At 65.1% G+C, this 22,912-nt stretch carries 17 protein-coding genes; 5 read left to right on the forward strand and 12 right to left on the reverse strand.

What is annotated here, in order from left to right:
- Positions 1 to 310 precede the first annotated feature (310 nt).
- Both HB634_RS12815 and tal read left to right on the forward strand, forming a co-directional pair.
- Positions 311 to 2,485 carry a primosomal protein N' gene (locus tag HB634_RS12815; RefSeq protein WP_213948849.1) on the forward strand — a complete coding sequence of 725 codons (2,175 nt, stop codon included), beginning with the start codon at positions 311 to 313 and terminating at the stop codon, positions 2,483 to 2,485.
- A gap of 97 nt (positions 2,486 to 2,582) precedes the next feature.
- Complete coding sequence (tal, locus tag HB634_RS12820; RefSeq protein WP_063572621.1) at positions 2,583 to 3,536, forward strand: transaldolase; 954 nt, start codon at positions 2,583 to 2,585, stop codon at positions 3,534 to 3,536.
- Positions 3,537 to 3,630: 94 nt separating this feature from the next.
- Here tal and HB634_RS12825 read toward each other — a convergent pair whose 3' ends face one another.
- The 7 genes from HB634_RS12825 to rpoH all read right to left on the reverse strand — a co-directional run bounded on the left by HB634_RS12825 (position 3,631) and on the right by rpoH (position 14,022).
- Complete coding sequence (locus tag HB634_RS12825; protein ID WP_255548558.1) at positions 3,631 to 5,094, reverse strand: coniferyl aldehyde dehydrogenase; 1,464 nt, start codon at positions 5,092 to 5,094, stop codon at positions 3,631 to 3,633.
- 83 nt (positions 5,095 to 5,177) lie between these two features.
- Positions 5,178 to 6,623, reverse strand: a complete 1,446-nt coding sequence (locus tag HB634_RS12830; protein WP_213948850.1) for an efflux transporter outer membrane subunit — start codon at positions 6,621 to 6,623, stop codon at positions 5,178 to 5,180.
- Positions 6,607 to 7,785, reverse strand: coding sequence for an efflux RND transporter periplasmic adaptor subunit (locus HB634_RS12835; protein ID WP_213948851.1), 1,179 nt, complete (start codon positions 7,783 to 7,785; stop codon positions 6,607 to 6,609). The genes HB634_RS12830 and HB634_RS12835 overlap by 17 nt, the downstream gene beginning before the upstream one ends.
- Complete coding sequence (locus HB634_RS12840) at positions 7,775 to 10,975, reverse strand: efflux RND transporter permease subunit (protein ID WP_063571484.1); 3,201 nt, start codon at positions 10,973 to 10,975, stop codon at positions 7,775 to 7,777. The genes HB634_RS12835 and HB634_RS12840 overlap by 11 nt, the downstream gene beginning before the upstream one ends.
- A 79-nt stretch (positions 10,976 to 11,054) precedes the next feature.
- Entirely contained in the window at positions 11,055 to 12,425 is a 1,371-nt protein-coding gene (locus tag HB634_RS12845) for a HAMP domain-containing sensor histidine kinase (RefSeq protein WP_213948852.1), read from the reverse strand.
- Positions 12,403 to 13,083, reverse strand: coding sequence for a response regulator transcription factor (locus HB634_RS12850; RefSeq protein ID WP_046968925.1), 681 nt, complete (start codon positions 13,081 to 13,083; stop codon positions 12,403 to 12,405). The genes HB634_RS12845 and HB634_RS12850 overlap by 23 nt, the downstream gene beginning before the upstream one ends.
- Positions 13,084 to 13,161: 78 nt before the next feature.
- Positions 13,162 to 14,022: an RNA polymerase sigma factor RpoH gene (gene rpoH / locus HB634_RS12855; RefSeq protein ID WP_046968926.1), complete on the reverse strand. Its 861-nt coding sequence runs from the start codon at positions 14,020 to 14,022 to the stop codon at positions 13,162 to 13,164.
- Between the two features lie 418 nt (positions 14,023 to 14,440).
- Here rpoH and HB634_RS12860 point away from each other — a divergent pair, with 418 nt between their 5' ends.
- Complete coding sequence (locus tag HB634_RS12860; RefSeq protein WP_213948853.1) at positions 14,441 to 14,587, forward strand: hypothetical protein; 147 nt, start codon at positions 14,441 to 14,443, stop codon at positions 14,585 to 14,587.
- A gap of 212 nt (positions 14,588 to 14,799) precedes the next feature.
- Here HB634_RS12860 and ung read toward each other — a convergent pair whose 3' ends face one another.
- The 5 genes from ung to HB634_RS12885 form a co-directional block, all read right to left on the reverse strand.
- A complete protein-coding gene (gene ung, locus HB634_RS12865; protein WP_063571482.1) occupies positions 14,800 to 15,495 on the reverse strand; it encodes a uracil-DNA glycosylase in 696 nt (231 codons plus the stop codon).
- Positions 15,492 to 16,331, reverse strand: coding sequence for a response regulator (locus tag HB634_RS12870; protein WP_063571481.1), 840 nt, complete (start codon positions 16,329 to 16,331; stop codon positions 15,492 to 15,494). The genes ung and HB634_RS12870 overlap by 4 nt, the downstream gene beginning before the upstream one ends.
- 13 nt (positions 16,332 to 16,344) lie before the next feature.
- Entirely contained in the window at positions 16,345 to 17,325 is a 981-nt protein-coding gene (ftsX, locus tag HB634_RS12875) for a permease-like cell division protein FtsX (RefSeq protein ID WP_063571480.1), read from the reverse strand.
- Positions 17,322 to 17,999, reverse strand: coding sequence for a cell division ATP-binding protein FtsE (gene ftsE / locus HB634_RS12880; RefSeq protein ID WP_213948854.1), 678 nt, complete (start codon positions 17,997 to 17,999; stop codon positions 17,322 to 17,324). Before ftsE ends, ftsX begins: the two co-directional genes overlap by 4 nt.
- Positions 18,000 to 18,213: 214 nt before the next feature.
- On the reverse strand, positions 18,214 to 20,004 hold the full coding sequence (locus HB634_RS12885; RefSeq protein ID WP_213948855.1) for a DEAD/DEAH box helicase: 1,791 nt from the start codon (positions 20,002 to 20,004) through the stop codon (positions 18,214 to 18,216).
- A 381-nt stretch (positions 20,005 to 20,385) separates the two neighbouring features.
- Between HB634_RS12885 and trxA the strand changes: the two genes are divergently transcribed.
- On the forward strand, positions 20,386 to 20,763 hold the full coding sequence (gene trxA / locus HB634_RS12890; protein ID WP_218625499.1) for a thioredoxin TrxA: 378 nt from the start codon (positions 20,386 to 20,388) through the stop codon (positions 20,761 to 20,763).
- A gap of 158 nt (positions 20,764 to 20,921) precedes the next feature.
- Positions 20,922 to 22,847 carry a transcription termination factor Rho gene (gene rho, locus HB634_RS12895; RefSeq protein WP_213948856.1) on the forward strand — a complete coding sequence of 642 codons (1,926 nt, stop codon included), beginning with the start codon at positions 20,922 to 20,924 and terminating at the stop codon, positions 22,845 to 22,847.
- The last annotated feature ends 65 nt before the right edge of the window (positions 22,848 to 22,912 follow it).

Genomic DNA, 22,912 nt, shown 5'->3' on the forward strand with positions numbered 1-22,912 from the left:
GGTTTTATAGATGCCAGATGAACGGCGCGGCAGCCTCATTTTTAAGTTATTGAAATGATGGAATATTTCAGTATGGTTAAAATCTACCCAAGGTAAGCCGAAGGGCCCAACCATGCGCCTTGGATGCCCCCCATCCGGAGCTCATCCACAGACTTATCCACAGGTCTTGTGGATAACATGGAAACCCCCTTTGGGGCGGGCACTTACCTTCGATTCCTCTTTTGGGGGATCTCATATCAGCCCAAGCCTATGGCGCACTGGTCAATCATTGACCAGCGAAATCGGCATAGGTCGTTAAACTAGGGGTCGCATGACCGCCGTCTTCCGTGTCGCCTTACCGGTGCCCCTCCTGACCCTGTTCGATTACCTGCCGCCCGAGGCAGGTATCGCGCAGGCGGGATCGCGCGTGCGCGTGCCGTTCGGACGGGGAGAGATGGTCGGCGTGGTGATCGATCCGGCGGCCGAAGCAGCGGTGGGTGTCAAGCGCCTCAAACGCGTGAGCGAGGTCCTCGACGACGCCCCCCTGCTCGATGCCGAACTCCTGGCCACCCTGGCCTGGGCAGCGGACTACTGGGCCGGCGCGCCTGGCGAGGCCTTCGCCAACGCGCTACCCCTGGCGTTGCGTGAGCCGCGGCCCTTGCCGGCGACCGGCCGGGAGGTCTGGGCGCTTACCACCCAGGGCCGCAGCGCCCGCGATGCCCGCAGCCGCAAGGGTGGTTCGGCCGCCTTGCTCGAGGCGCTCGTCGACGGCCCGCGCGCGGCCGACGAACTCGGCTTCGCCCTGCCGGAGTGGCGCGCTGCGGCGCGGCGCCTGGTGGAGGCCGGCCTCGTCGAAAAAATGGAGCTGGAGGAAACGTCGCTACCGGCCAGCCCGGCTCCGGGCCCGGCACTGAGCGAAGAGCAGGCCGCCGCGGTCGCCGCGATGGGCGAAGGATTCGGCCGCTTCCAGCCTTATGTCCTCGACGGCGTCACCGGCAGCGGCAAGACCGAGGTCTATCTCGCCCTGATCGAGCGGGCGTTGGCCGATGGCAAGCAGACCCTGCTGCTGGTGCCGGAGATCGGCCTGGCACCGCAGACGGTGCGGCGCCTGCGCGAACGGCTCGGCGTCACGATCGAGGTACTCCATTCCAATCTCGCCGAAGGCGACCGTGCGCGCGCCTGGCTGCGAGCACGAAACGGTACGGCGAAGGTGGTGCTCGGAACGCGTTCGGCGGTCTTCACACCGCTGCCGCATGCCGGCCTGATCATCGTCGACGAGGAACACGACGCCTCCTATAAGCAGCAGGAAGGCTTTCGTTACCACGCTCGCGACCTGGCCCTCGTCCGCGCCCGCGCCCATGGCGTGCCGGTGGTCCTGGGCTCGGCCACGCCGTCGCTGGAGACACTGGGCAACGTCGAGGCCGGGCGTTACCAGCGGCTGGTCCTGCGCGGCCGCCCCGGTGCCACGCAATCCACTCGCGTGCAGATCGTCGACATGCGGGCGCAGCGACTCGACCATGGCATGTCGCCCACCCTGATGAATGCCGTGGCGGCCTGTGTCGGACGCGGCGAACAGGCGCTGGTGTTCCGCAACCGACGTGGCTACGCCCCCGTACTCCTTTGCTACGACTGCGGCTGGCATGCGGATTGCCCGCGCTGCGACCGGCCCATGACCCTGCATGCCGGACGCCGTCGGCTGATCTGTCACCACTGCGACAACACCATGGCGGTGCCGACCGCCTGTCCGTCGTGCAAGTCGGCCAACATCAGCCCGCAGGGCCAGGGAACCGAGCGCCTTGAAGAGGCGCTCACGGCACGTTTTCCCGAGGTGCCGGTGGTCCGCATCGACCGCGAGACCACCCGCCGGCGCGATGCCTTCGGTGAGATCCTCGACGGCCTGCGCGAAGACAAGCCGGCGATCCTTGTCGGCACGCAGATGCTGGCGAAGGGACATGACCTGCCCAACCTCACCCTGGTGGCCATCGTCGGCGTCGACGAAGGCCTGCACAGCGTGGACTTCCGCGCCGGCGAGCGCCTCGCCCAACTCGTGGTGCAGGTGGCGGGCCGCGCGGGGCGCGCGAGCAAGCCGGGCAGCGTCCTGTTGCAGACACACCATCCCGATCACCCCATGCTGCACTCGTTGCTGCGTGGTGGTTACGCCGCCGTGGCGACCGAACTGCTCGAGGAGCGCCGGCTGCTGGAACTGCCGCCCTTCGCCCACCAGGTGCTGCTTCGCGCCGACGCACTGGGTCGCACCGAGGTCGACGCCTTCCTGGCCCAGGCCCATGCCGCCATCGGACCGCCGGGCGATTTACGAATCGCGGGGCCCATGCCCGCGCCCATGCCCCTGCGTGCCGGTCGCCACCGGGGCCAGCTGCTGGTCGAGGCCGGCTCGCGCGCGCGCCTTCACGCGTTCCTGCGGCCGTGGCAGCACGCGCTCGTGGGCCTGCCCGAGGCACGAAAAGTACGCTGGTCGCTGGATGTCGATCCGATCGATCTGTACTGACAGAACGCCGCATTGCTGAACCGAAACCTTTGGATGCCTACACGCCGGGGGCAATCGGCGCGACAATAGAGGTCTCCCAGGTAACGGAAACCCCAACGTGACCACTCAGCTCGAGCAACTGCGCAAGATCACCACCGTCGTAGCCGACACCGGCGACATCTCGGCCATCGCCAAGTACAAGCCGGAAGACGCGACCACCAACCCGTCGCTGCTGCTGAAGGCGGCCGGTATCCCGACGTATTCGGGCTACATCGACGAAGCCGTGCAGTGGGCCAAGGGCCAGAGCAACAAGCGCGAGCAGCAGCTGGTCGACGCCAGCGATCGCCTGGCCGTACTGGTCGGCCGCGAGATCCTGAAGATCGTCCCGGGCAAGGTCTCCACCGAGGTGGACGCCCGCCTCTCGTTCGACACGAACGCCTCGATCGACAAGGCCAAGCGCCTGATCGGCTTCTACGACGAACTCGGCATCAAGAAAGAACGCATCCTGATCAAGCTCGCTTCCACGTGGGAAGGCATTCGCGCCGCGGAAAAGCTGCAGAAGGAAGGCATCAACTGCAACCTTACCCTGCTCTTCAGCTTCGAACAGGCCGTGGCCTGCGCCGAAGCCGGCGTGTTCCTCATCTCGCCGTTCGTTGGCCGCATCTTCGACTGGTACGTCGCCAACACCGACAAGAAGACCTACGCACCGGCTGAAGATCCGGGCGTGCAGTCCGTCCGTCGCATCTACGACTGGTACAAGCTGCATGGCTACGAGACCGTCGTCATGGGCGCCAGCTTCCGCAACATCGGCCAGATCCAGGCCCTCGCCGGCTGCGACCGCCTGACGATCGCTCCGGAGCTGCTCAAGGAACTGGACGAGAACACCACCGACCTGCCGGTCGCCCTGAAGGACACCGGCGCCAAGGAAGACAAGCCGGCCAAGCTCGACGAAGCGAAGTTCCGCTGGGGCCACAACGAAAACGCGATGGCCACCGACAAGCTCGGCGAAGGCATCCGCAAGTTCGCGGTCGACCAGCGCAAGCTGGAAGAACTGCTGGGCGCGAAGCTGTAAGTCTCGCTAAACGGTGTCACGAGAAGGGGCCTCACGGCCCCTTTTTTTGTTTGTGCGACCGGCTTTGTGTGGGAGCCGGCTCCCACACCACTTTTTACCTACGGATCTTGAAGCCGAGCAATCGATCGACTGTCTTTCCATAGGGCGGTCGCAGCATCGCCGAGACGTCGAAGCGTGCCTGCCGATACACCGAGCGGGCATGGCTGAAAGTGCGAAAGCCGTCGACGCCGTGATACGCACCCATGCCCGACGGACCGACGCCGCCGAAAGGCAGGTCGTCCATCGTCAGGTGCAGAATCGTGTCGTTGATCGTCACGCCGCCGACCACCGTGCGTGCGAGAACACGCTCCTGCTCTTCGTGATCGTTGCCGAAGTAGTAGAGACTCAACGGCCGCTCGTGCGCGTTGATGTGCGAGATGGCGACGTCTATCCCGTCATACGGAATCACCGGCAGGATCGGCCCGAAAATTTCCTCGCGCATCACGTCCATCGTGTCGTTGGCACCGAGCACGACGGTCGGTGCGATACGACGATCGACGAACGTCTCCGCAGCTGATCCGAGCGAACGCACGGTCGCGCCCTTCGACATCGCGTCGTCGAGATAGCCGAGCAGCCGCTCGTGATGACGTGTGTTGACGATGGATGTGTAATCGGGATTGTCGCGCAGCGTCGGAAACATGCCTGTCACTGCGCGCTGCAGCGCGTCGACGAACGCTTCCACGCAATCCTTCGGAACCAGCGCGTAATCGGGTGCGACACACACCTGCCCCGCATTGAGCGTCTTGCCGAACATCAGTCGCTTCGCGGCGAGATCGAGATCCGCGTCGCGGCCGATGATGGCCGGGGACTTGCCGCCCAGTTCCAGCGTGACAGGCACGAGGTTCGCCGCGGCGGCGCGCATGACATGCCGCGCGACCGACGTCGCGCCGGTGAAGATCAGGTGGTCGAACGGCAGTGCGGAGAACTGTTCGCCCACATCGCTGCCACCCGTGATCACGGCGACCTCGCTCTCGTCGAAGCCCTTGGCGATCATCTGCTGCATCAGCGCGGACGATCGTGGCGTGAACTCAGACGGCTTGATCATCGCGCGGTTGCCTGCAGCAAGGATGCCGGCGAGGGGCGAGAAGGTGAGATTGAAAGGAAAGTTCCAGGGCGAAATCAGACCGACCACGCCCTTGGGCTGGTAGTCGACCCAGGCGCGTGCGCCGAGCAAGGCGAGTGCGGCGGGCGTGACCGGACGCGGGTCACGTCGCATCCAGCGGCGCACGTGCTTCTTCGCGTGCTTGAGGGGATCGATGGACGCCGCGACGTCGGTGATCAATGAACCCTGCACGGAGCGATGCCCGAAGTCATCGCGCAGGGCGTCGGCGATGTCTGCCGAGTGATCGACCAGGAGGCCGATGGCGCGATCGAGCCGATCGATACGGACAGCTACCGACGGCGAGCCATCGGTCAGCTGGGCGAGCTTCTGGCGTTCGAGGATGACATGCATGGCGCCGAGTGTACGGCGCCGGGGGTGGCCGTGGCGGGCAGTGCTTTTTTGTAGGAGCCGATTCATCGGCGATTCCTGCGGAGAGGGGCATCGGGAATGACGCGAGCACCCATCGCCGATGAATCGGCTCCTACAACGGCAGCGAGCCTCTACCCCTGGGACCAGCCACCGCCAAGGGCGCGGATCAGCTGGACGCTGGCACGAAGCTGCTGGGTCTCGAGGTCGATCACGCTGCGGCGGGCCGTGAGGGCATCGGTCTGTGCCTGGACCACGTCGAGGTAGCCGACCGCACCGTTACGGTAACGATTCATCGACAGGTCCACCGAACGCTGCGCGGCGTCGGCGGCGGCGCGCTGATCCGTGAGCGCCGTGCCGAGGTCGCGCAGCAGGACGAGGTTGTCCTCCACCTGGGCGAAGGCGTTGAGCACCACGTCCCGATACGTCGCGCCGGCCTCGTCGGTCGCCGCCTTCGCGGCATCCACGACCGCCTTGCGGCGACCGCCATCGAACACGCTCAGCAGCAAGGTCGGGCCAATCGACCAGAAGCGGTTCGGCGCGGTGGCGATGCTGGCCCACGCGCTACTTTGCCAGCCACCCTGGGCGTCCAGCGTGAGCTGCGGAAAATAAGCGGAGCGTGCCACGCCGACACGCGCATTGGCCTCCGCTGTACGCCGTTCCGCGGCCGCGATGTCCGGGCGACGCTGGAGAATCACCGACGGTACGTCGAGCGGAATGGTTGGCACCGTCACCTGTGCGTCGTTCGTGGCGAGGGTAAAGGTCGATGCGGAATCGCCGACGAGCACCGCAATCGCATGCTGGATCAGTGCACGTTGCGCCTGTGCCTGGGTCAACTGTGAACGCGCGTTGGACAGCTGTGTCTGCGCGCGGGCCACGTCCAGACCGGACGAGATCCCGCCCTCGTGCCGCGATTCAGTGAGCTCCAGCGCGCGACTGAACGCGACGATGCTCTCGTTAAGCACCTTTACCTGCCGATCGAGACCGTTGAGCTGGAGATAGCTGTCGGTCAGCTGGGCCTGCAGGCTGAGACGCGCGGAGGCGAGATCCCCCGCCGCGGCCGCCTGCTCGGCGGTGCCGGCGGCGACAGTGTCACGCACGCGACCCCACAGATCGACTTCGTAGTCCGCCTGCGCGCCGATCGTGTACGAGTTGTACATGGAAGGCGAGGTGGTGCCACGAAGCGGACGCGTATCCGATTCACGGTCCCGCTGGCCATTGGCATTCAGGCCGAGCGTCGGAAAGAGCGCGGACCGCACCTGCCGGGTAAACGCCTCGGACTGCTCGTAATGCGCAAGTGCGGCGGCGAGACTCGCGTTGTTCGCGATCAGCTTCGTCTGCAGGTCATCGAGGCGCGGGTCGCCATAGAGCTTCCACCAGGCATCGCGGTCGAGATGGTCAGCCGGCTTCGCTTCGGTCCAGGGCGAATTCGCGTTGGCGTACTGGTCGGCGACCGGTACGTCGGGGACCTTGTACGTGGGCGCGAGCGAGCAGGCCGAGATGCCCAGCGACACGAGGGCGGCAAGCGCACCGGCCCGGTACACGCGGAGGCCGCTGGCGGAATCAGGCCTTCGGAGCATGGTCGCCTTCCACCTTCTTCGGCGCGCTGACGCGCACGGTGTCACCGTCGGCCAGGCCATCGGGCGGGCTTTCGATCAGGCGATCACCCGCGGCGATTCCCGAGCCCAGCTGGATCGTCTTGCCGAAGTCGCGCGTGATCGTGACGTCCTTGAACTTCACTTTGTTCTGGGCGTCGACCAGGGCGACGCGAAGGCCGCGATCGTCGTACACGACCGCGCTCGCGGGCACACTGAACAAGGTGGCATTCGCCGGGAGGCCGAAGGTGGCGCTCGCATAGCTACCCGGAAGCAGCTTGCCGTCCTTGTTATCGACCGAGACTTGCACGAGCGTCGTACCGGAGGCTGCGTTGATCGCGGCGGACGACGATTCAATCGTGCCGGTGAACGTCTGGCCCGGGTACTCGGGCACCGTGAGCTTCACCGGCTCGCCCGGCTTGATCGCCGGGGCGTAGTTCTGCGGCACGTTCACGTACATGCGCAGCTTGCGCGTATCGGACACCACGAACAGTTCCTGCCCCACCCCGCCGGCATTGATCAAAGCGCCGACATCCGTCTCGCGGGCCGTCACCGTGCCGTCAAACGGCGCGGTGAGCTTGGCGTAGCCCTTCAGCGCCTGGATGCGTTCGAGATTCGCGGCCGCGGCCGCGGCGAGCGCGTGCTTGGCGTCGTAATCGCCCATCTTCTCATCGACCTCCTGCTTGGACACCGAGTCGGAGTCGCGCATGTCCTTCCAGCGCGTGGCCGTCGTCTGTGCCAGCGATTCATTGGCGCGTGCGCTGGCGAGGTCCGCCTTCGCCTGGAGCAACTGCTGGTCGAGGTCGGGTGTCTCGATCTCGCCGAGGACATCGCCGGCCTTCACCTTCTGGCCGATATCGACTTTCCAGTACTTCAGGTAGCCGCTGGTACGCGCGAAAATAGGCGCGCGGGCGTATGCCTGGAGGCGGCCCGGCAGGTTCAGGTCACCGCCGCCCTGTCCACTCTGCGGCGACACGACGTTGACCGTTGGCGTGGCCTGGTCGTCCGTCCATGTACGCAGCTTGCGCGAATCGTTCGCGCGGGTGGCGACGCCGGCCACCACGATGGCAAGGACCACGATGGCGGCGATGATGCCGGCCAGACGGAGTCGGCGCGGCGGCGGAGTGTGCAGGGTTTCAGGCGACATGGACGGGCTCCCCGGGATTCACCGGGCTGTGGGACGGGTGACCACGACGCGCGTGGATCATGCTGAAAACGACGGGGACGAAGAACAGCGTGGCAGTGGTAGCGAAGAGCAGGCCGCCGATCACGGCGCGACCGAGCGGGGCGTTCTGCTCGCCGCCCTCACCGAAGCCCATGGCCATGGGCGCCATGCCGATGATCATTGCCAGCGCGGTCATCAACACCGGGCGGAAGCGAACGAAGCCTCCTTCGAGTGCCGCGGCGGTCGCGTCGCCGAGTACGTCGAGACGCTCGCGACAGAAACTGACCACAAGGATGGAGTTGGCCGTCGCCACACCCATGCACATGATCGCGCCCGTCAGCGCGGGAACGGACAAGGTGGTGTGGGTGGCGAACAACATCCAGATGATGCCGGCGATGGCGGCAGGCAATGCCGTGATGATCACGAACGGATCGCTCCACGACTGGAAGTTCACCACGATCAGAAGGTAGATCAGCACGATGGCGCCGAGCAGGCCGAAGATAAGGCCGGAGAACGAATCGTTCATCGTCTGCACCTGGCCCAGCAACGCGGTGGACGATGCCTTCGGCAGAAACTTCTTGTTCGCCTCCACGATCTTCTGGATGTCGGCGGAGACGGCACCGAGGTCACGATCCTGCGTGGTGGCGTAGATCTCGACCATCGGCTGGATGTTGTACTGGCTGATCACGGCATTGGTCGCCGTGCGCGAAACATGCGCGATACCGCCGAGGATCTGCGATCCACCCGTGCCGGAGCTCGGGCTGATCGGCACGTTCTCGAGATCGGGCAAGGTGTCGAGGCTGTACTGCGGCGTCTGCATGACGATCGGGTACGACACGCCGTTCTGCGGGTTCAGCCAGAAGGTCGGCGCGATCTGGCTCGAGCCCGCGAGGTTCACGCCGAGGCTGGCGGTCACGTCACGCTCGTTGATTCCGATTTCCTGGGCACGGCTGCGATCCACGTCGATGTTCAGCGTGGGCACCGCGTTCGATTGCTGGATACGTGCATCGGCCACGCCGGGCACGCGACGGATGTCGCGAAGCAAGCGGTCCGCGTAGGCGAAGTTGGCGGCAAGATTAGGACCGCGTATCTGCAGGTCGATGGGTGCCGGCGATCCGAAATTGAGGATCTGGCTGGTGATGTCGGCGGGCGGGAAGGAGAACGTGACGCCCGGGAACTCACGCGGCAGCTGCTCGCGAAGCTTGCGGACGTAATCCGGTGTCGAGGCGTGGCCCTCGTTCAGCGCGATCTCGATATCGCCGTCCTGCGAGCCGATCGTTCCCGTGTTGTTGTACGTATTGTTGATGCCCGACGACGACAGGCCCATGTTGTCGACCACGGTGCCCAGCTCTTCCTTCGGGATGATCCGGCGCACGGCATTGGTCACGTCGGCGAAGAGACGCGCACTTTCCTCCACGCGCGTTCCGACCGGCGCGCGCACATGCATCAGGATCTGGCCCGCATCCACCGATGGGAAGAAGTTGCGGCCCAGCATAGGCACCAGCGCGAAGGTCAGGATCACGAAAGCCAGGAAGCAGGCAGCGAACACCTTGCGGTGATGCAGCGCCAGCTTGAGCAGGTCGTGATAGCTCTCGCGAGTCCTCTCGAAGCCCGCCTCGAACCGGCGCTGGAAGCGAACCAGCGGATTGCGCGACGGCTTCTTCCCTTCGCCATGCGGATCGTCGTGAGTGTGCTTGTGAAGCATGTACTTCGCCATCGTCGGTACCAGGGTACGCGAGAGGATGAACGAGGCCGTCATGGAGAACATCACCGCTTCGGCCATGGGCACGAAGAGGAAGCGCGCCACGCCGGTCAGGAAGAACATCGGCACGAACACGATGCAGATGCACAACAGCGCCACGAAGGCCGGGGCGAAGATCTGCGCGGCGCCATCGATGATCGCCGGTTCGACGTCCTTGCCCTGCTCCAGGTGCCAGTTGATGTTCTCGATGGTCACCGTGGCGTCGTCGACGAGGAGGCCGACCGCGAGCGCGAGACCACCCAGTGTCATGATGTTCATCGTCTCGCCGATAGCCGACAGCGCGGCGATCGCAGCGAGGATCGCCAGCGGGATCGACGTGGCGATGATCAGGGTCGAACGCCAGCTGCCAAGGAACAGCAACACCATGAGGCTGGTGAGCGCTGCCGCGATGATGCCCTCGCGGATCACGCCTTCGATGGCGGCGCTGACGAAGAGCGACTGGTCGCCGATCGGCACGATCGTCAGGTTCGGCGGCAGGCCGTCCTTCATCGCCTTCACGCGATCCTTGATCCCGGCGATGATCGCCAGGGTGGACGCGGAGCCGTTCTTCAGCACCGTCATCAGCACCGAGCGATCACCGTTGACGTGCACGATGTTGGTCTGCGGCGGCGAGCCATCGCGCACGTGGGCAACGTCGCGCACGAAAACGGTGGCACCGTTGACGCTCTTGATGGGCAGGTTGCCGAGTTCGTTGATATCGGACGGTGCGTTGTTGAGCTGCAGCGTGTACTCGTACCGCCCGATCTTCTGCGTACCGACCGGCGTGATCAGATTCTGTGCGGCCAGGGCATTGGCCACGTCCTGCGCCGATAGCCCACGCGCCTGCAGCGCCGGCGGATCGATGTCGATCTGCACCTGGCGCGTCTTGCCGCCAAACGGATACGGGATCGCCGCACCCGCCACCGACGTCAGCTGCGGACGGATGTTGTTGAGGCCGAGATCGCCGAGGTTCTGCTCGGTGAGGCCCTCGCCAGACAACGCCAGCTGGATGATCGGAACCGTCGAGGCGCTGTAGTTCAGGATCAGCGGGGGCGTGGTACCCGGGGGCAGCTGGCGCAGCAGCGTCTGCGAGACGGCGGTCACCTGCGCGTTGGCCGTCTGGATGTTGACCGTGGGCTGGAAGAAGATCTTGACGATACCGAAGCCGTTGATCGAGCTGGCTTCGATGTGCTCCACGTCGTTCACTGTCGTGGTCAGCACGCGCTCGAAGGGCGACGAGACGCGACCGGCCATCTGGTCCGGCGGCAGCCCGGTGTACTGCCAGACCACCGCGATCACGGGAATGTTGATGTTGGGGAAGATGTCCGTCGGCGTGCGCAGGGCCGCAAGCGGTCCCACGATCAGGATCAGCAAGGCGAGGACGACAAATGTATACGGCCGCGTTAAAGCGATCCGGACGATGTCAAACATGAGGGACGGATTCCGGGCGTGATGTTGCGTCGCAGCGGATTTTGCGCCCGTACCTTCGTACAACGTAGTTAAGAATTATTTAGGTGGCCGGACACACCACGGAGATGACTGCGCCCTTCTCGGTTCCACCCACCGACAGCGAGAACCCGTGCAGGCGCACGATGGCGCTGACGATGGCAAGGCCCAGGCCACAGCCCGGCTTTGCGCGCGTCTCATCGCTCCGGTAGAACCGGCGAAACACCGCTTCCCGTTCGTTGGGCGGGATTCCAGGCCCGGTATCGGCGATATCGATACGCGCGTCACCCGTCGGGTCGGTACTGGCCACCAGGCGGACAGCACCGCCGTCGGGCGTGAACTTGATGGCGTTGCCGACGAGATTGGCGAAGGCTTCGAACATCAACTGCGGGTCACCGCGCAGTGGCGGCAGCCGGCCCACCTCGAGTTCGAACACCTGACTGCGGTCTTCAGCCAGCGGGGCGTAGAACTCGTGGACGTTGCGGAGGACGTCGCCCAGATCGAGCGTTTCAAAACACGCGCTGCGCTGGCGGTCTTCGAGTTCGGAAACCCTTAGCAGGGCGCGGAAGCGTGACAGCACGGTGTCGATCTCGGCCACGCAGGCGTCCAGCTGGTCGCCTTCCGGCTTGCCGTCGAACTGCTGCTGCAAGCGATGGAGACGCGTGCGCATCCGGGTGAGCGGGGTGCGGAGATCGTGGGCGATGTTGTCGGTGACGCCCTTCACTTCGCCCAGCAGGCGTTCGATCTCACCCAGTGTCGTGTTCACGGTGGATGCGAGCAGGTCGACCTCGTCGCCGCCACGTGTCACGGGCAGGCGCACGCTGAGGTCGCCCTCGCGGATCGGCTCCATCGCCTGCTGGATTGCACGAATGCGACGCGCGGGTCCACGGGCGATGAGGATGCCGCCGAGTACACCGGGGATGAGGGTCAGCGAAAGCCCCCAGAGCAGGCCACGGCGAATGATCGCGCCTACGCCGTCGATCGTCGTGCTCTCCTTGGCCACGACCAGCCGATCGCCATTGGGCAGCACGCGCGTGACGCCACGAGCGCGCGTGGGCGTATTGCGCTTGGGATCCACGAGGCTCGCGCGTATCGACTGGACCATGTCTTCGTCGGTGAGCTCGGCCGGCACACTTTCGATGTTGCCGGCGATGCGCCTGCCCTGCGGGTCGAACAGGCCGACCCACATGTAGCCCTGGACATCGATCTGGCTGGCCGCCTCCACCGTCGCGGGGAGCCGGCGCGGATCGGAGGTTTCCAGATAGTGGATGCGCGCGGCGAGCATGCCGTCGACGACGTTGGACAGGTAGCGCGAGGCTTCCCACTGGACGACGCCCAGCAGCACCACGCACCAGATGGCGAAAAGCGCGCCGTAGATCAGGATCAGGCGCGACGTGGCGGAACGCCAGGCATCAATCAGCGGGCGCAATGACATACCCCGAGCCGCGCACCGTACGGATGAGCGGCACCTGGCCGGCGCCGTCGATCTTTCGACGGAGGCGGCCGATATGGACGTCGATCACGTTGGTACCCGGATCGAAATGAAAACCCCACACGTGCTCGAAGATCATCTGGCGCGTGACCACCTGGCCGGCGTTGCGCATCAGGAATTCGAGCAGGCGGAATTCGGTAGGTAACAGGGTCAGCGGCTGTCCATTGCGCAGCGCGTTGTGACGCACAAGGTCGAGCTCGAGATCGGAAACCCGCAGCCTGTTGCTGTTGGCATTGGGTTGCCGACGGCGCAGCAGTACTTCCGCGCGTGCGGCCAGTTCGTCCGGCGAGAAAGGCTTGGTCAGGTAATCGTCGCCGCCGGCGCGCAGGCCGCGGACGCGTTCGTCCACATCGGACAAGGCGCTGATCATCAGCACGGGCGTGTCCACGGAGCGTTCGCGAAGAGCAAGCACCACGTCGATCCCGTCCATGCCCGGAAGCATGCGGTCGAGGGTGATGATGTCGAAGCCATCTTCAAGGGCACGCGCGAGACCGTCGCGCCCATTGGCCACCCACTCGGCCGTTAGGCCGTGCGCACCCAGCTCCGCGACGATGTCGCGAGCGGTGACTTCATCATCTTCGATGACCAGTGCCCTGGGCATCCTCTGCACTCCGTAGGGGGAACAACGGAAAACGGCCCCACCAGGGGGCCGTTCCGGATCTTACGCCCAACGACGCACTCAGGCGGCGATGGCGACGCGCATCTTCTTCATGGCGTTCGCTTCGATCTGGCGGATGCGTTCGGCGGAAACACCGTATTCATCGGCAAGATCCTGCAGCGTGGCCTTGTTGTCTTCAGCCAGCCAGCGGCGCTGGATGATGTCACGCGAGCGGGCATCCAGGTTGCCGAGCGCCGAGGACAGCGCACCCATCTGGTTCTTGCTCGCGTCTTCTTCGGCAAGGTTGTCGTACGGATCCGCACCTTCGTCGACAAGAAAGGCGGCCGGGGCCGGCTTGTCATCGTCATCGGCGTCGGCAGGAGCCTCGAAACCAACGTCACGGCCGGACAGGCGTGATTCCATCTCGCGAACCGTCGCCTCGGGCACGCCCAGGTCCTGGGCAACCACGCGGACTTCCTCGGCATTCATCCAACCCAGGCGCTTCTTGCTCTTGCGCAGGTTGAAGAACAGCTTGCGCTGGGCCTTGGTCGTAGCGACCTTCACGATGCGCCAGTTACGCAGGATAAATTCGTGCATTTCGGCACGGATCCAATGCACTGCAAAGCTGACCAGACGAACGCCCTGATCCGGGTCGAAGCGCTTCACGGCCTTCATCAGGCCAATATTGCCTTCCTGGATGAGGTCCGAGAGCTGCAGGCCGTAGCCGTTGTAGCCACGAGCCACATGGACCACGAAACGCAGGTGGGACATAACGAGCTGCTTGGCGGCGTCGAGATCGGCGTCGTCACGGAAGCGGCGCGCCAGCGACTGCTCCTCGTCAAGGCTGAGCACCGGGATGCGATGGACCGCCGAGATGTAGGAATCCAGACTGCCAACGACGCTCGGGAGCCCGTAGTTACGGGTGGCGAGGACCTGAGACATGTGTGGAACCTCCTGAAAACTGGTGTGCAGATTAGCAGTCCCGAAGTGAGAGTGCTAAGCCATGCCGAAGTTCATATCGGTTAACTGTACGCTATGGTACAGAAATACCCCTGGCATGTCCAGAGGGGGTCCAAAGGGATTCAGGAGGCAGACGGCTCCCCGGCCGCGGAGGGCGCGGCAGCAGGGTCGTCGACGAGGCTATGTAGCCGTCGTGCCTACAGTTATTGGGGCCGAGGGCTGGCTTTAAAGGGGCGTCGTCCCGCCTAGGCTGGGGACATGGCACTGCGTTTTTCCCCTCGAGCCGGCACCCTGGCGATCTGTCGATTCCCATCGCCGGGCACTGCAGTGGGCGCCGAGATGGTGAAGGCTCGGCCCGTTATGGAGAGAGAAGACGGGGGATCGTTGGGCCAAGTGCGACATGGTGACCACCGTCAGTCTCGAGCGGCTCAGCATGGCCGACGCGCGTCATCACGATGGGAGGCTCAGATACCGTTCCGCCGAGATCGATGCACAGGCGCTACACCGCATCCGGCAAGCACTTGCTTATATCTTCGAAGTTTTCTGAAAAATCGAAGTATCGATCGCTGGGTCGTTGACCCGAGACCCGTGGACATCTAACTTTGCACCCGTCAGTCGGTTCGCCCGACCTCAAGACCTCGGTGAGACCTTCGGGTGGCAGCCGCGGCAGGCCGAATGCGCGATGACAAGCGCCTCGGATCCTAAACTGGCCCGCGAGCTTCGGCTCGCGGGCTTTGTCACTTCTGGAGAATGCTTTCTTCAGAGCTCGGAGCGCGGCGGCAGCGACCAGTCTATCGGCGCTTCACCCCGTGATTCGAGGTACGCGTTCGCCTTGGCGAAGTGGCCACAACCAAGGAAGCCGCGGTGCGCGGATAGCGGCGACGGATGCACGCTGCGCAGGATCAGATGGCGATTGCCGTCGATCAACTGGCCCTTCTTCTGCGCATGACTTCCCCACAGTAGGAATACGAGTCCCTCGCGCTGGCGATTCAATGCATTGATCGCCGCGTCGGTGAAACCTTCCCAGCCCTTGCCTTGATGCGAGGCGGCCTGTGCCGCTTCCACGGTGAGCACGGCGTTGAGCAGGAGCACTCCGCGGTCGGCCCACGGCGTCAGGCATCCATGATCGGGGCGCGGAATACCGAGGCTACCCTCAATCTCCTTGAACATGTTCTGCAGCGACGGCGGCACGCGCACGCCCGGGCGCACCGAAAAGCTCAAGCCGTGCGCCTGACCGGGGCCGTGATACGGATCCTGCCCGAGGATGACCACGCGCACCTTGTCGAAGGGCGTGTGCTCGAAGGCATTGAAGATGTCCGGCCCAGGTGGATAGATGTCTTTGCCGTGCGCTTTTTCCTCACGCAGGAACTGGGACAGCGCCAGCATCTCCGGCCGATCGAGGTAGTCGCCGATCCGCTGCTTCCACGAGGCTTCCAGTCGCACGCGCTCGTTCAACCGGCAGCCCTTTCGCGAAGGTGCAGCGCAACGCGCAGCTGGAAGAGCAGCTTCGTGATCAGCAGCTTCTCCTCGACAGGTTTCTCGACGAGATCGTTGGCGCCGGCGCGCAGCAGCGCGGCCTGGTTCGCCGGATTCTCGTCACCGGTCATGATCAGGGTGGGCAGCTGCCCCTTCCCGTAGCCGAATTCGTTGCGAATGCACTCGACGAGATCCCCACCGGTGAGTTCTCCCTTGAGGCTCACGTCGGTCAACACGATGTCGGCGCCCACCTCACCACGCGACCTGGCTTCATGCAGGTACGCGATGGCATCTTCGGCACTGATCACGTGACGGACGGTGAGTCCGTACTTCTCCATCATGCGACGCGTGGCCAATGCGACCACGCGACTGTCCTCGACGTACAACACGTCGCCCTCGGCACCGCCTTCGGGCCGAACATAGCCACGAATGAATTCCGCGAGCGCGCCGAAACCCAGCGACTTGTCGAAGTAGTCGGTGACGAACTCACCCAACTCGCGCTTGTGCAGGCGCGCTTCGACGTCGCCCGAGACGACGACGATAGGCATGTAGATCTGCGGAGCGGACTCGCGAACGAAACGGGCGACGTCGAGGCCGTCCATATCCGGCAGGCGCAGGGCGACAGTGACGAAATCGAAGACGCCGCGTTGCAGTTCAGACTGCGCTTCGGCGCCTGTGGCCACGCCGATGATCTCGACACCCGGCACTTCGGCCGCGACCACGCGCGAAATCAGCTGGCGAACGACTTTGGAGCCGTCGACCAACAGGATTCGCGGCGCAGCGCCGGCGACACCCGAACCGATGTGAGATCCCACCCCTGTCTCCCCTTCAGGCCATCGCCGCGCGGCGAATTTGCCGAGCGCTGACGAGCCGCGCGCCCAGCCACCCAAGCAACGCCGAAGCGAAGGGTACCGAAAGCAGCAGCCATGCGGGGAGTCCGCCGAAACTGACACTGCCGTCGTAGGCAGCAGTGAGGCGCCCCACTGGGCCGGCCATGGCCAGTTCGAGGACGACGGCCAGGACCACGGCCAGTATCCCCGCGAGCAAGCCGAGCCAGATGCCTGCATAAAGATAGGGTCGACGAACGAAGGGGCGACTGGCGCCGATGAGGAGCAGCACGCCGATTTCGGCGCTACGGCTCTGGATATCCACACGAATGGTGTTGCCGACCACCAGGAGAGCGGCAATACCCAGGAGCAGGGCCAGCAGGGAAACCGCCCGGCTTCCCACGCCGAGAAGCGCATCGAGGCGCTGTCGCCAGGCGCCCGTGTCCTGGACCATGTCGACACCCGGTGTCGCCTTCATGGCCTCGACCAGGCGGTCGACCTGCTCGACCGGCAGACCCGGCTTCGGCTGCACCGATAGAACGTACGGGAGCGGATTCACATCGAGCGACTGCAGCGATCCGGAGAACCCCTGCACTTCCGCCAGCTCGTCGAGGCCATCCTTCGGCGTGCGCACGACGATTTCGGCGACCTCGGGGCGACCACGCAGGGCCGAGGCGGCGGTCTCCGCCATGGCACCGTTCTGCCCGGGCTTCATGAACGCACTGATGGATTGGTTCCGGCCGAGGGCATCGCCCATCCGCTGAACATTGCCCAGCAGCAGGTAGAAGGCCAACGGCAGGGCCAGCGCCACGCCCATGACGGCGACCGTCAGCAAGGTGCCAAGCGGCCGGGCACCCAGGCGACGCAGGCTGATAGACAGGCTCCACACGTGGTGCTCGCGCCAGGCGCTCACGTGACGAGGGCCGCTGCGACGCGTCTTTTCCGGCTCGGGCTGACGGCGCTGCTCGCGAACGGCGTTCATACCACCTCCGTGGCGGGGACATCGGCAACCAGCTTGCCGTGGTCGAGGACGACGACGCGTTTTTTCATTCGCTTGATCAGCATGAGGTCGTGGCTGGCGACAAGAACCGCGGTCCCGACCTGCTGGAATTCGGCGAACAGACCCATGATTTCCATGGCCAGCTGCGGATCGAGGTTGCCTGTCGGTTCATCGGCAATGAGCACGGCGGGCTTGGCCACGATGGCGCGGGCGATGCCGACGCGCTGCTGCTCGCCCGTGGAAAGGGAACCGGGCAGCTGCTTCTCATAGCTGAGCAGGCCGACCTTCTCCAGGGCCGCGCGCACGCGACGCCCACGGTCGGCCGGCGCCACGCCGGCGATCACCAATGGCAGTTCCACATTGGCGAAGACGGTGCGATCCATCAGCAGCCGGTGGTCCTGGAAAACCATGCCCAGCTTGCGACGGATGCGCGGGATATCGGAGGGACGGACGGTATTGAGCTTCTGGCCGTCGAGGGTGACGACGCCGTTGGTCGGGCGCTCGATCATGGCCAACAGCTTGAGCAGGGTGCTCTTGCCCGCGCCGGAGTGACCGGTGACAAAGGCCATCTCGCCGGCTTCGACACTGAACGACACATCGGTAAGGGCCTGGTGATCGCCCTCGTACCGTTTACTCACCAGATCGAAACCGATCACCGCGTTACCCGTTGGCCCGTTGAACCCCAGAGGATAAGGGAAGTGGTGTGGGTTTTGCGGCGGCTGGGTCGCGCTTCGCGCTGATCGCCGATAAATCGACTCCTACAGGGCCGTCGCCGCTGAAGCGGCTCCCACAAGAAGCCCCGAAACCCCGGGGGCCTGCGCTCGCCCGGGGGCCCGCGCTCTGTGCAGGAGCCGATTCATCGGCGAGCTCTTAGCTACCGCCGAACAGACGACCGATGCGGCGGAAGAAACCCACCTTTTCCTGGCCGCCCGAGGCAACCGGAGCCGGGCCGCTGGCCGACGGACGGTTAGCCGCCACCTGACGCGACGGGCGGCGGTTCGGATTGCCCTGCCCCTCGGCGGTCTGGCGCGGCGCTGCGGAGCCGTTCGGCTTTTCACCCTGAACGTTCGTCGGGGTGCCCCCAGCACCGTTGCCATTCTCGGCGCCCTCGCGGGCACCGCGACCACGGCCACCGCGACGGCGACGCTTCTTCGGTGCGCCATCGGCGGCCATAGCCTCTGCAGCGGCCGGGAGATCGGCGACCGTCTCGGCGACGACAACCGTCTTCATCGGCACTTCGACAGGCGCGGCGCCGGTGGCGACGACGGGCGCGTCGGGACGGGGCGTGCGCGGACGGCGTTCGGCGCTGCCCGAACGCTCGCGGCTGCCGGAGCGCTCACCGGACCGCGGACCGCCACGGCCACCGTCACGGCTGCCACTGCGGCCACCCTTCTCCGGCGGCGCGCCGCGGGTCGGGATGTGGCCGTCGTTGTCGTTCGGATCGTCGATTTCGTCCTGCACGCCGTCGGCGCGCGGGCGCGGGGCGGGCATCACCAGCATCCGGGCCTCAATGGAGGCGGTCGGAATCTTTTGGTTGATGTAGGTCTCGATGTCCGGCAGGCCCATGGCGTACAGGTCGCAGGCGAAGCTGACCGCATCACCCTCGGCGCCCAGGCGCGCGGTACGGCCGATGCGGTGGACGTAGTCCTCGGCATCCTGCGGCAGGTCGTAGTTGAACACGTGGCTGACGGCCGGGATGTGCAGGCCGCGGGCGGCCACGTCGGTCGCGACGAGCAGGTCGATCTGGCCGTCCTGGAAGCGCTGCAGCAGCTTCTGGCGCTTCACCTGCGGCACGTCGCCGGAGATGGCGCCGACGCGGAAGTTGTGGCGCTTGAGACGGTCCGTGACACGCTCGGCGGCGGCCTTGGTGTTGACGAAGATGATGCTGCGCTCGGTCTTGCTCTCCTCGAGCAGGTTGAGCAGCAGCGGCAGCTTCTCTTCCTTGGAAGGGAAGTAGACGACCTGGCGCACACGGTCGGCGGTGACGTTCTCGGTCTCCACGACCATCTTCTCGGCCTCGTGCATGTGCTCGTAGGCGAGCTCCAGCACGCGATGGCTGAGGGTGGCGGAGAACAGCAGCACCTGGCGCTTTTCCCGGGCAGGCAGGCGACGGAAGATGAAGCGCACGTCCTTGATGAAGCCGAGATCGAACATGCGATCGGCTTCGTCGATGACCATGACTTCGACGCTGCCGAAGCCGAAGACATCCTGCTTGTAGTAGTCGAGCAGGCGACCCGGCGTGGCGATGATGATGTCGCAGCCATCGCGCAGCTGCTGGCGCTGCTTGTCGTAGTCGACGCCGCCGTAGATCAGGGCGCTGCGCAGGCCGGTGGCCTTGCCGATGACCTGGAAGTCCTTCTCGATCTGGATCGCCAGCTCGCGCGTCGGCGCGATGATCAAGGCGCGGGGATCGGCGTCCTTGCGGTCCGGCGCGGCCGGGTTGTTGAGCAGGCGGTTCATCAGCGCGACCAGGAAGGCGAAGGTCTTGCCCGTGCCCGTCTGCGCCTGGCCGGCCACGTCGCGGCCAAGCAGGGCGACCGGGAGGGTGAGCGCCTGGATCGGGGTCATACGGGTGATGCCGGCGGCGGCAAGGCCCTGCTGGAGGAGCGGATGAAGGTCGAAGTTTTCGTAGAAGACGTCGGTGAGAACGGTTTGGGACATGATGGGTGGGTGACCTGGAAGTCTCGCGCCGCAAATGCGCGGCAGCGGCCCGGCGGCAACAGAAGGAGCCGCGGGACGGTGGGGGATCCGGCCGGCGTCACGGGAGAGTCGGGGGCGGCCGGTGCCATGCCGGCGGCCGTACGACGCGCCCGGCGCACGATGGCCGGAGGCGGCGGCGCGCGACCCGACGACTCCCGCTGGCATAGGTGAAGGGGCTCTGCGCCGAGCCTGTTCACCTATGTCAACGGAAGCCATCCCGTCGGCGCCCTTGAATCGCTTGTATCGCGCCCCTAGTTGCGTTGGAATGAGGGCCACCGGCTGCAATAGCCAAGACCTTCGGTTCCGGTTGGACCCGCGACATGGGGCTCCTTAGTGTAGCCGATGCTGGCGTCACGGTCGTCAACCCCCTTTCACCCCCTTTTGGAGATCACGGTGAGCGACAAGATCACCCATACGAGCGACGCTGCCTTCCAGACAGAAGTTCTCGATTCCGACACCCCCGTCCTGCTCGACTTCTGGGCGGAGTGGTGCGGCCCCTGCAAATCCATTGCCCCGGTCCTCGATGAGTTGGCTGGCCAGTACGAAGGTAAGCTTAAGATCGTCAAGATCAACATCGACGAGAACCAGCAGACCCCGCGCCAGTTCGGCGTTCGCGGCATCCCCACCCTCATGATTTTCAAGGATGGCAAGGTCGCCGGCACCCAGATCGGCGCCGTGGGCAAGAGCCAGCTGACCCAGTTCATCGACAAGTCCATCTGATCGTTTCGCTGTACGGTTCCACCAAGCCGCCGCGTGAGGCGCTTTACGCCGCGCCTCACGCGATGCTAGGCTTCAGAGGTTCGCCGGGACATGCCTTGTCCCCCACGCTGCGAACCCTCTCCCATTTTTTCTTCAACGGCGCCCCGTGAGGTTTGCCCGTGTCTGATATCGAAACCAAAAATCCCAACGACGCCAAGGGCGCCGGCGACTCGCCTGCGACCGAACCGCGTCCCCGTACTCGCCGAAAGGCACCCGCCGCAGAAGCACCCGCGGTAGAGACGAGCGCGCCCGCCCCGGCTCGCGCACCCGCCGCGGCCCGTCCGCCGGCGCCCGTGCCGGCACTTCCTCCCTTGCCCACCCCGGCACCGGTACCCAGCCCTTCGCCGGCGCCGCAGGCTGAGCTCCAGCTCAACAGCCAGCCGCCAGCCAGCCAGCCAGGAAATCCGCAACAGGGCAATGAGGCGCGTCCGCCGCAGAACGAAGCCCGCGACGGCAACGGTAATGGCCAGCCGCAGGGCGGCCAGAACCAGCAGATGAGCCGGGTCGAAAACCCGAACCAGCCGCAGAACCGCCACAGCAATCCGAATAACCCGAATAGCCCGAACAACCCGAACAACCCGAATAACCCCAACAACGCCGAACGCGAAGGTCGCGGCCGGCGCCGGCGCAATGAGCGCAACCAGCAGCGCCAGGGTGGCGGCGGTGGCAATCCGGGCAACAGTGGTGGCAACGGCGGCGGCAACAACTACCAAAGCCAGCGCAACAACAACGGCTATCCGGTCGACGACGACGAGAACGCCGACGCCGGCAGCAACGATCGCCTGATCAACCTGACCGAGCTCAAGCGCAAGAACGCCATCCAGCTGCTCGAGTTCGCCGAATCGCTCGGTGTGCGCGAGGGCGTGGCCCGCCAGCGCAAGCAGGACGTCGTCTTCAATATCCTGAAGGCCCACGCCCGTTCCGGCGGTGGCATCTGGGCCGAAGGCGTCCTGGAGATCCTGCAGGATGGCTTCGGCTTCCTGCGCTCGGCCGACGAGTCCTACCTGGCCGGTCCGGACGATATCTACGTCTCGCCCAGCCAGATCCGCCGCTTCAACCTGCGCACCGGCGACTACATCACCGGTCGCGTGCGCCATCCCAAGGAAGGCGAGCGCTACTTCGCGATGCTCAAGGTCGACGACATCAACGGCGATCCGCCGGAGGCGTCGAAGAACAAGCTGCTGTTCGAGAACCTTACGCCGCTGTTCCCGCGCAAGTCGTTCAAGCTCGAGCGTGGCAACGGGTCGACCGAGGACATCACGGGCCGCATCCTGGACCTCGTCGCGCCGATTGGCCGCGGCCAGCGAGGCCTCATCGTCTCCCAGCCGAAATCCGGCAAGACGATGATGCTGCAGAACATCGCCCAGGCGATCCAGTACAACCATCCGGACGTCCATCTGATCATGCTGTTGATCGATGAGCGCCCCGAGGAAGTCACGGAAATCGCCCGTACCGTTCGCGGCGAAGTCATCAGCTCCACCTTCGACGAGCCGGCCGTGCGCCACGTGCAGGTCGCCGAAATGGTGATCGAGCGTGCGAAGCGCCTGGTCGAGCACAAGAAGGACGTGGTGATCCTGCTCGACTCCATCACCCGCCTGGCCCGTGCTTACAACACCGTGGTTCCGAGCTCCGGCAAGGTCCTCACCGGTGGTGTCGACGCCAACGCCCTGCAGCGCCCCAAGCGCTTCTTCGGTGCGGCACGTAACGTCGAGGAAGGCGGCAGCCTGACGATCATCGCCACGGCGCTGACCGACACAGGCTCGAAGATGGACGAAGTGATCTACGAGGAGTTCAAGGGCACCGGCAACATGGAAGTGCACCTGTCCCGTCGTATCTCCGAGAAGCGCGTCTACCCGGCTATCGACATCAACCGCTCGGGCACCCGTCGCGAAGACCTGCTCATCGAACCGGACCTGCTCGCCAAGATCTGGATCCTGCGCAAGCTGCTCCATCCGATGGACGAACTCAGCGCGATGGAGTTCATGCTCGACAAGATGAAGAACACGAAGTCCAACGACGAGTTCTTCAATTCCATGAAGCGCTGACCGCGCTTCGTAGAATCCAGCGAAAGGCCGCCTCCGGGCGGCCTTTTCGTTTTCGATCTTCAGCA

The organism is Luteibacter sp. dw_328, assembly GCF_018449605.1.
Lineage (GTDB): Bacteria > Pseudomonadota > Gammaproteobacteria > Xanthomonadales > Rhodanobacteraceae > Luteibacter.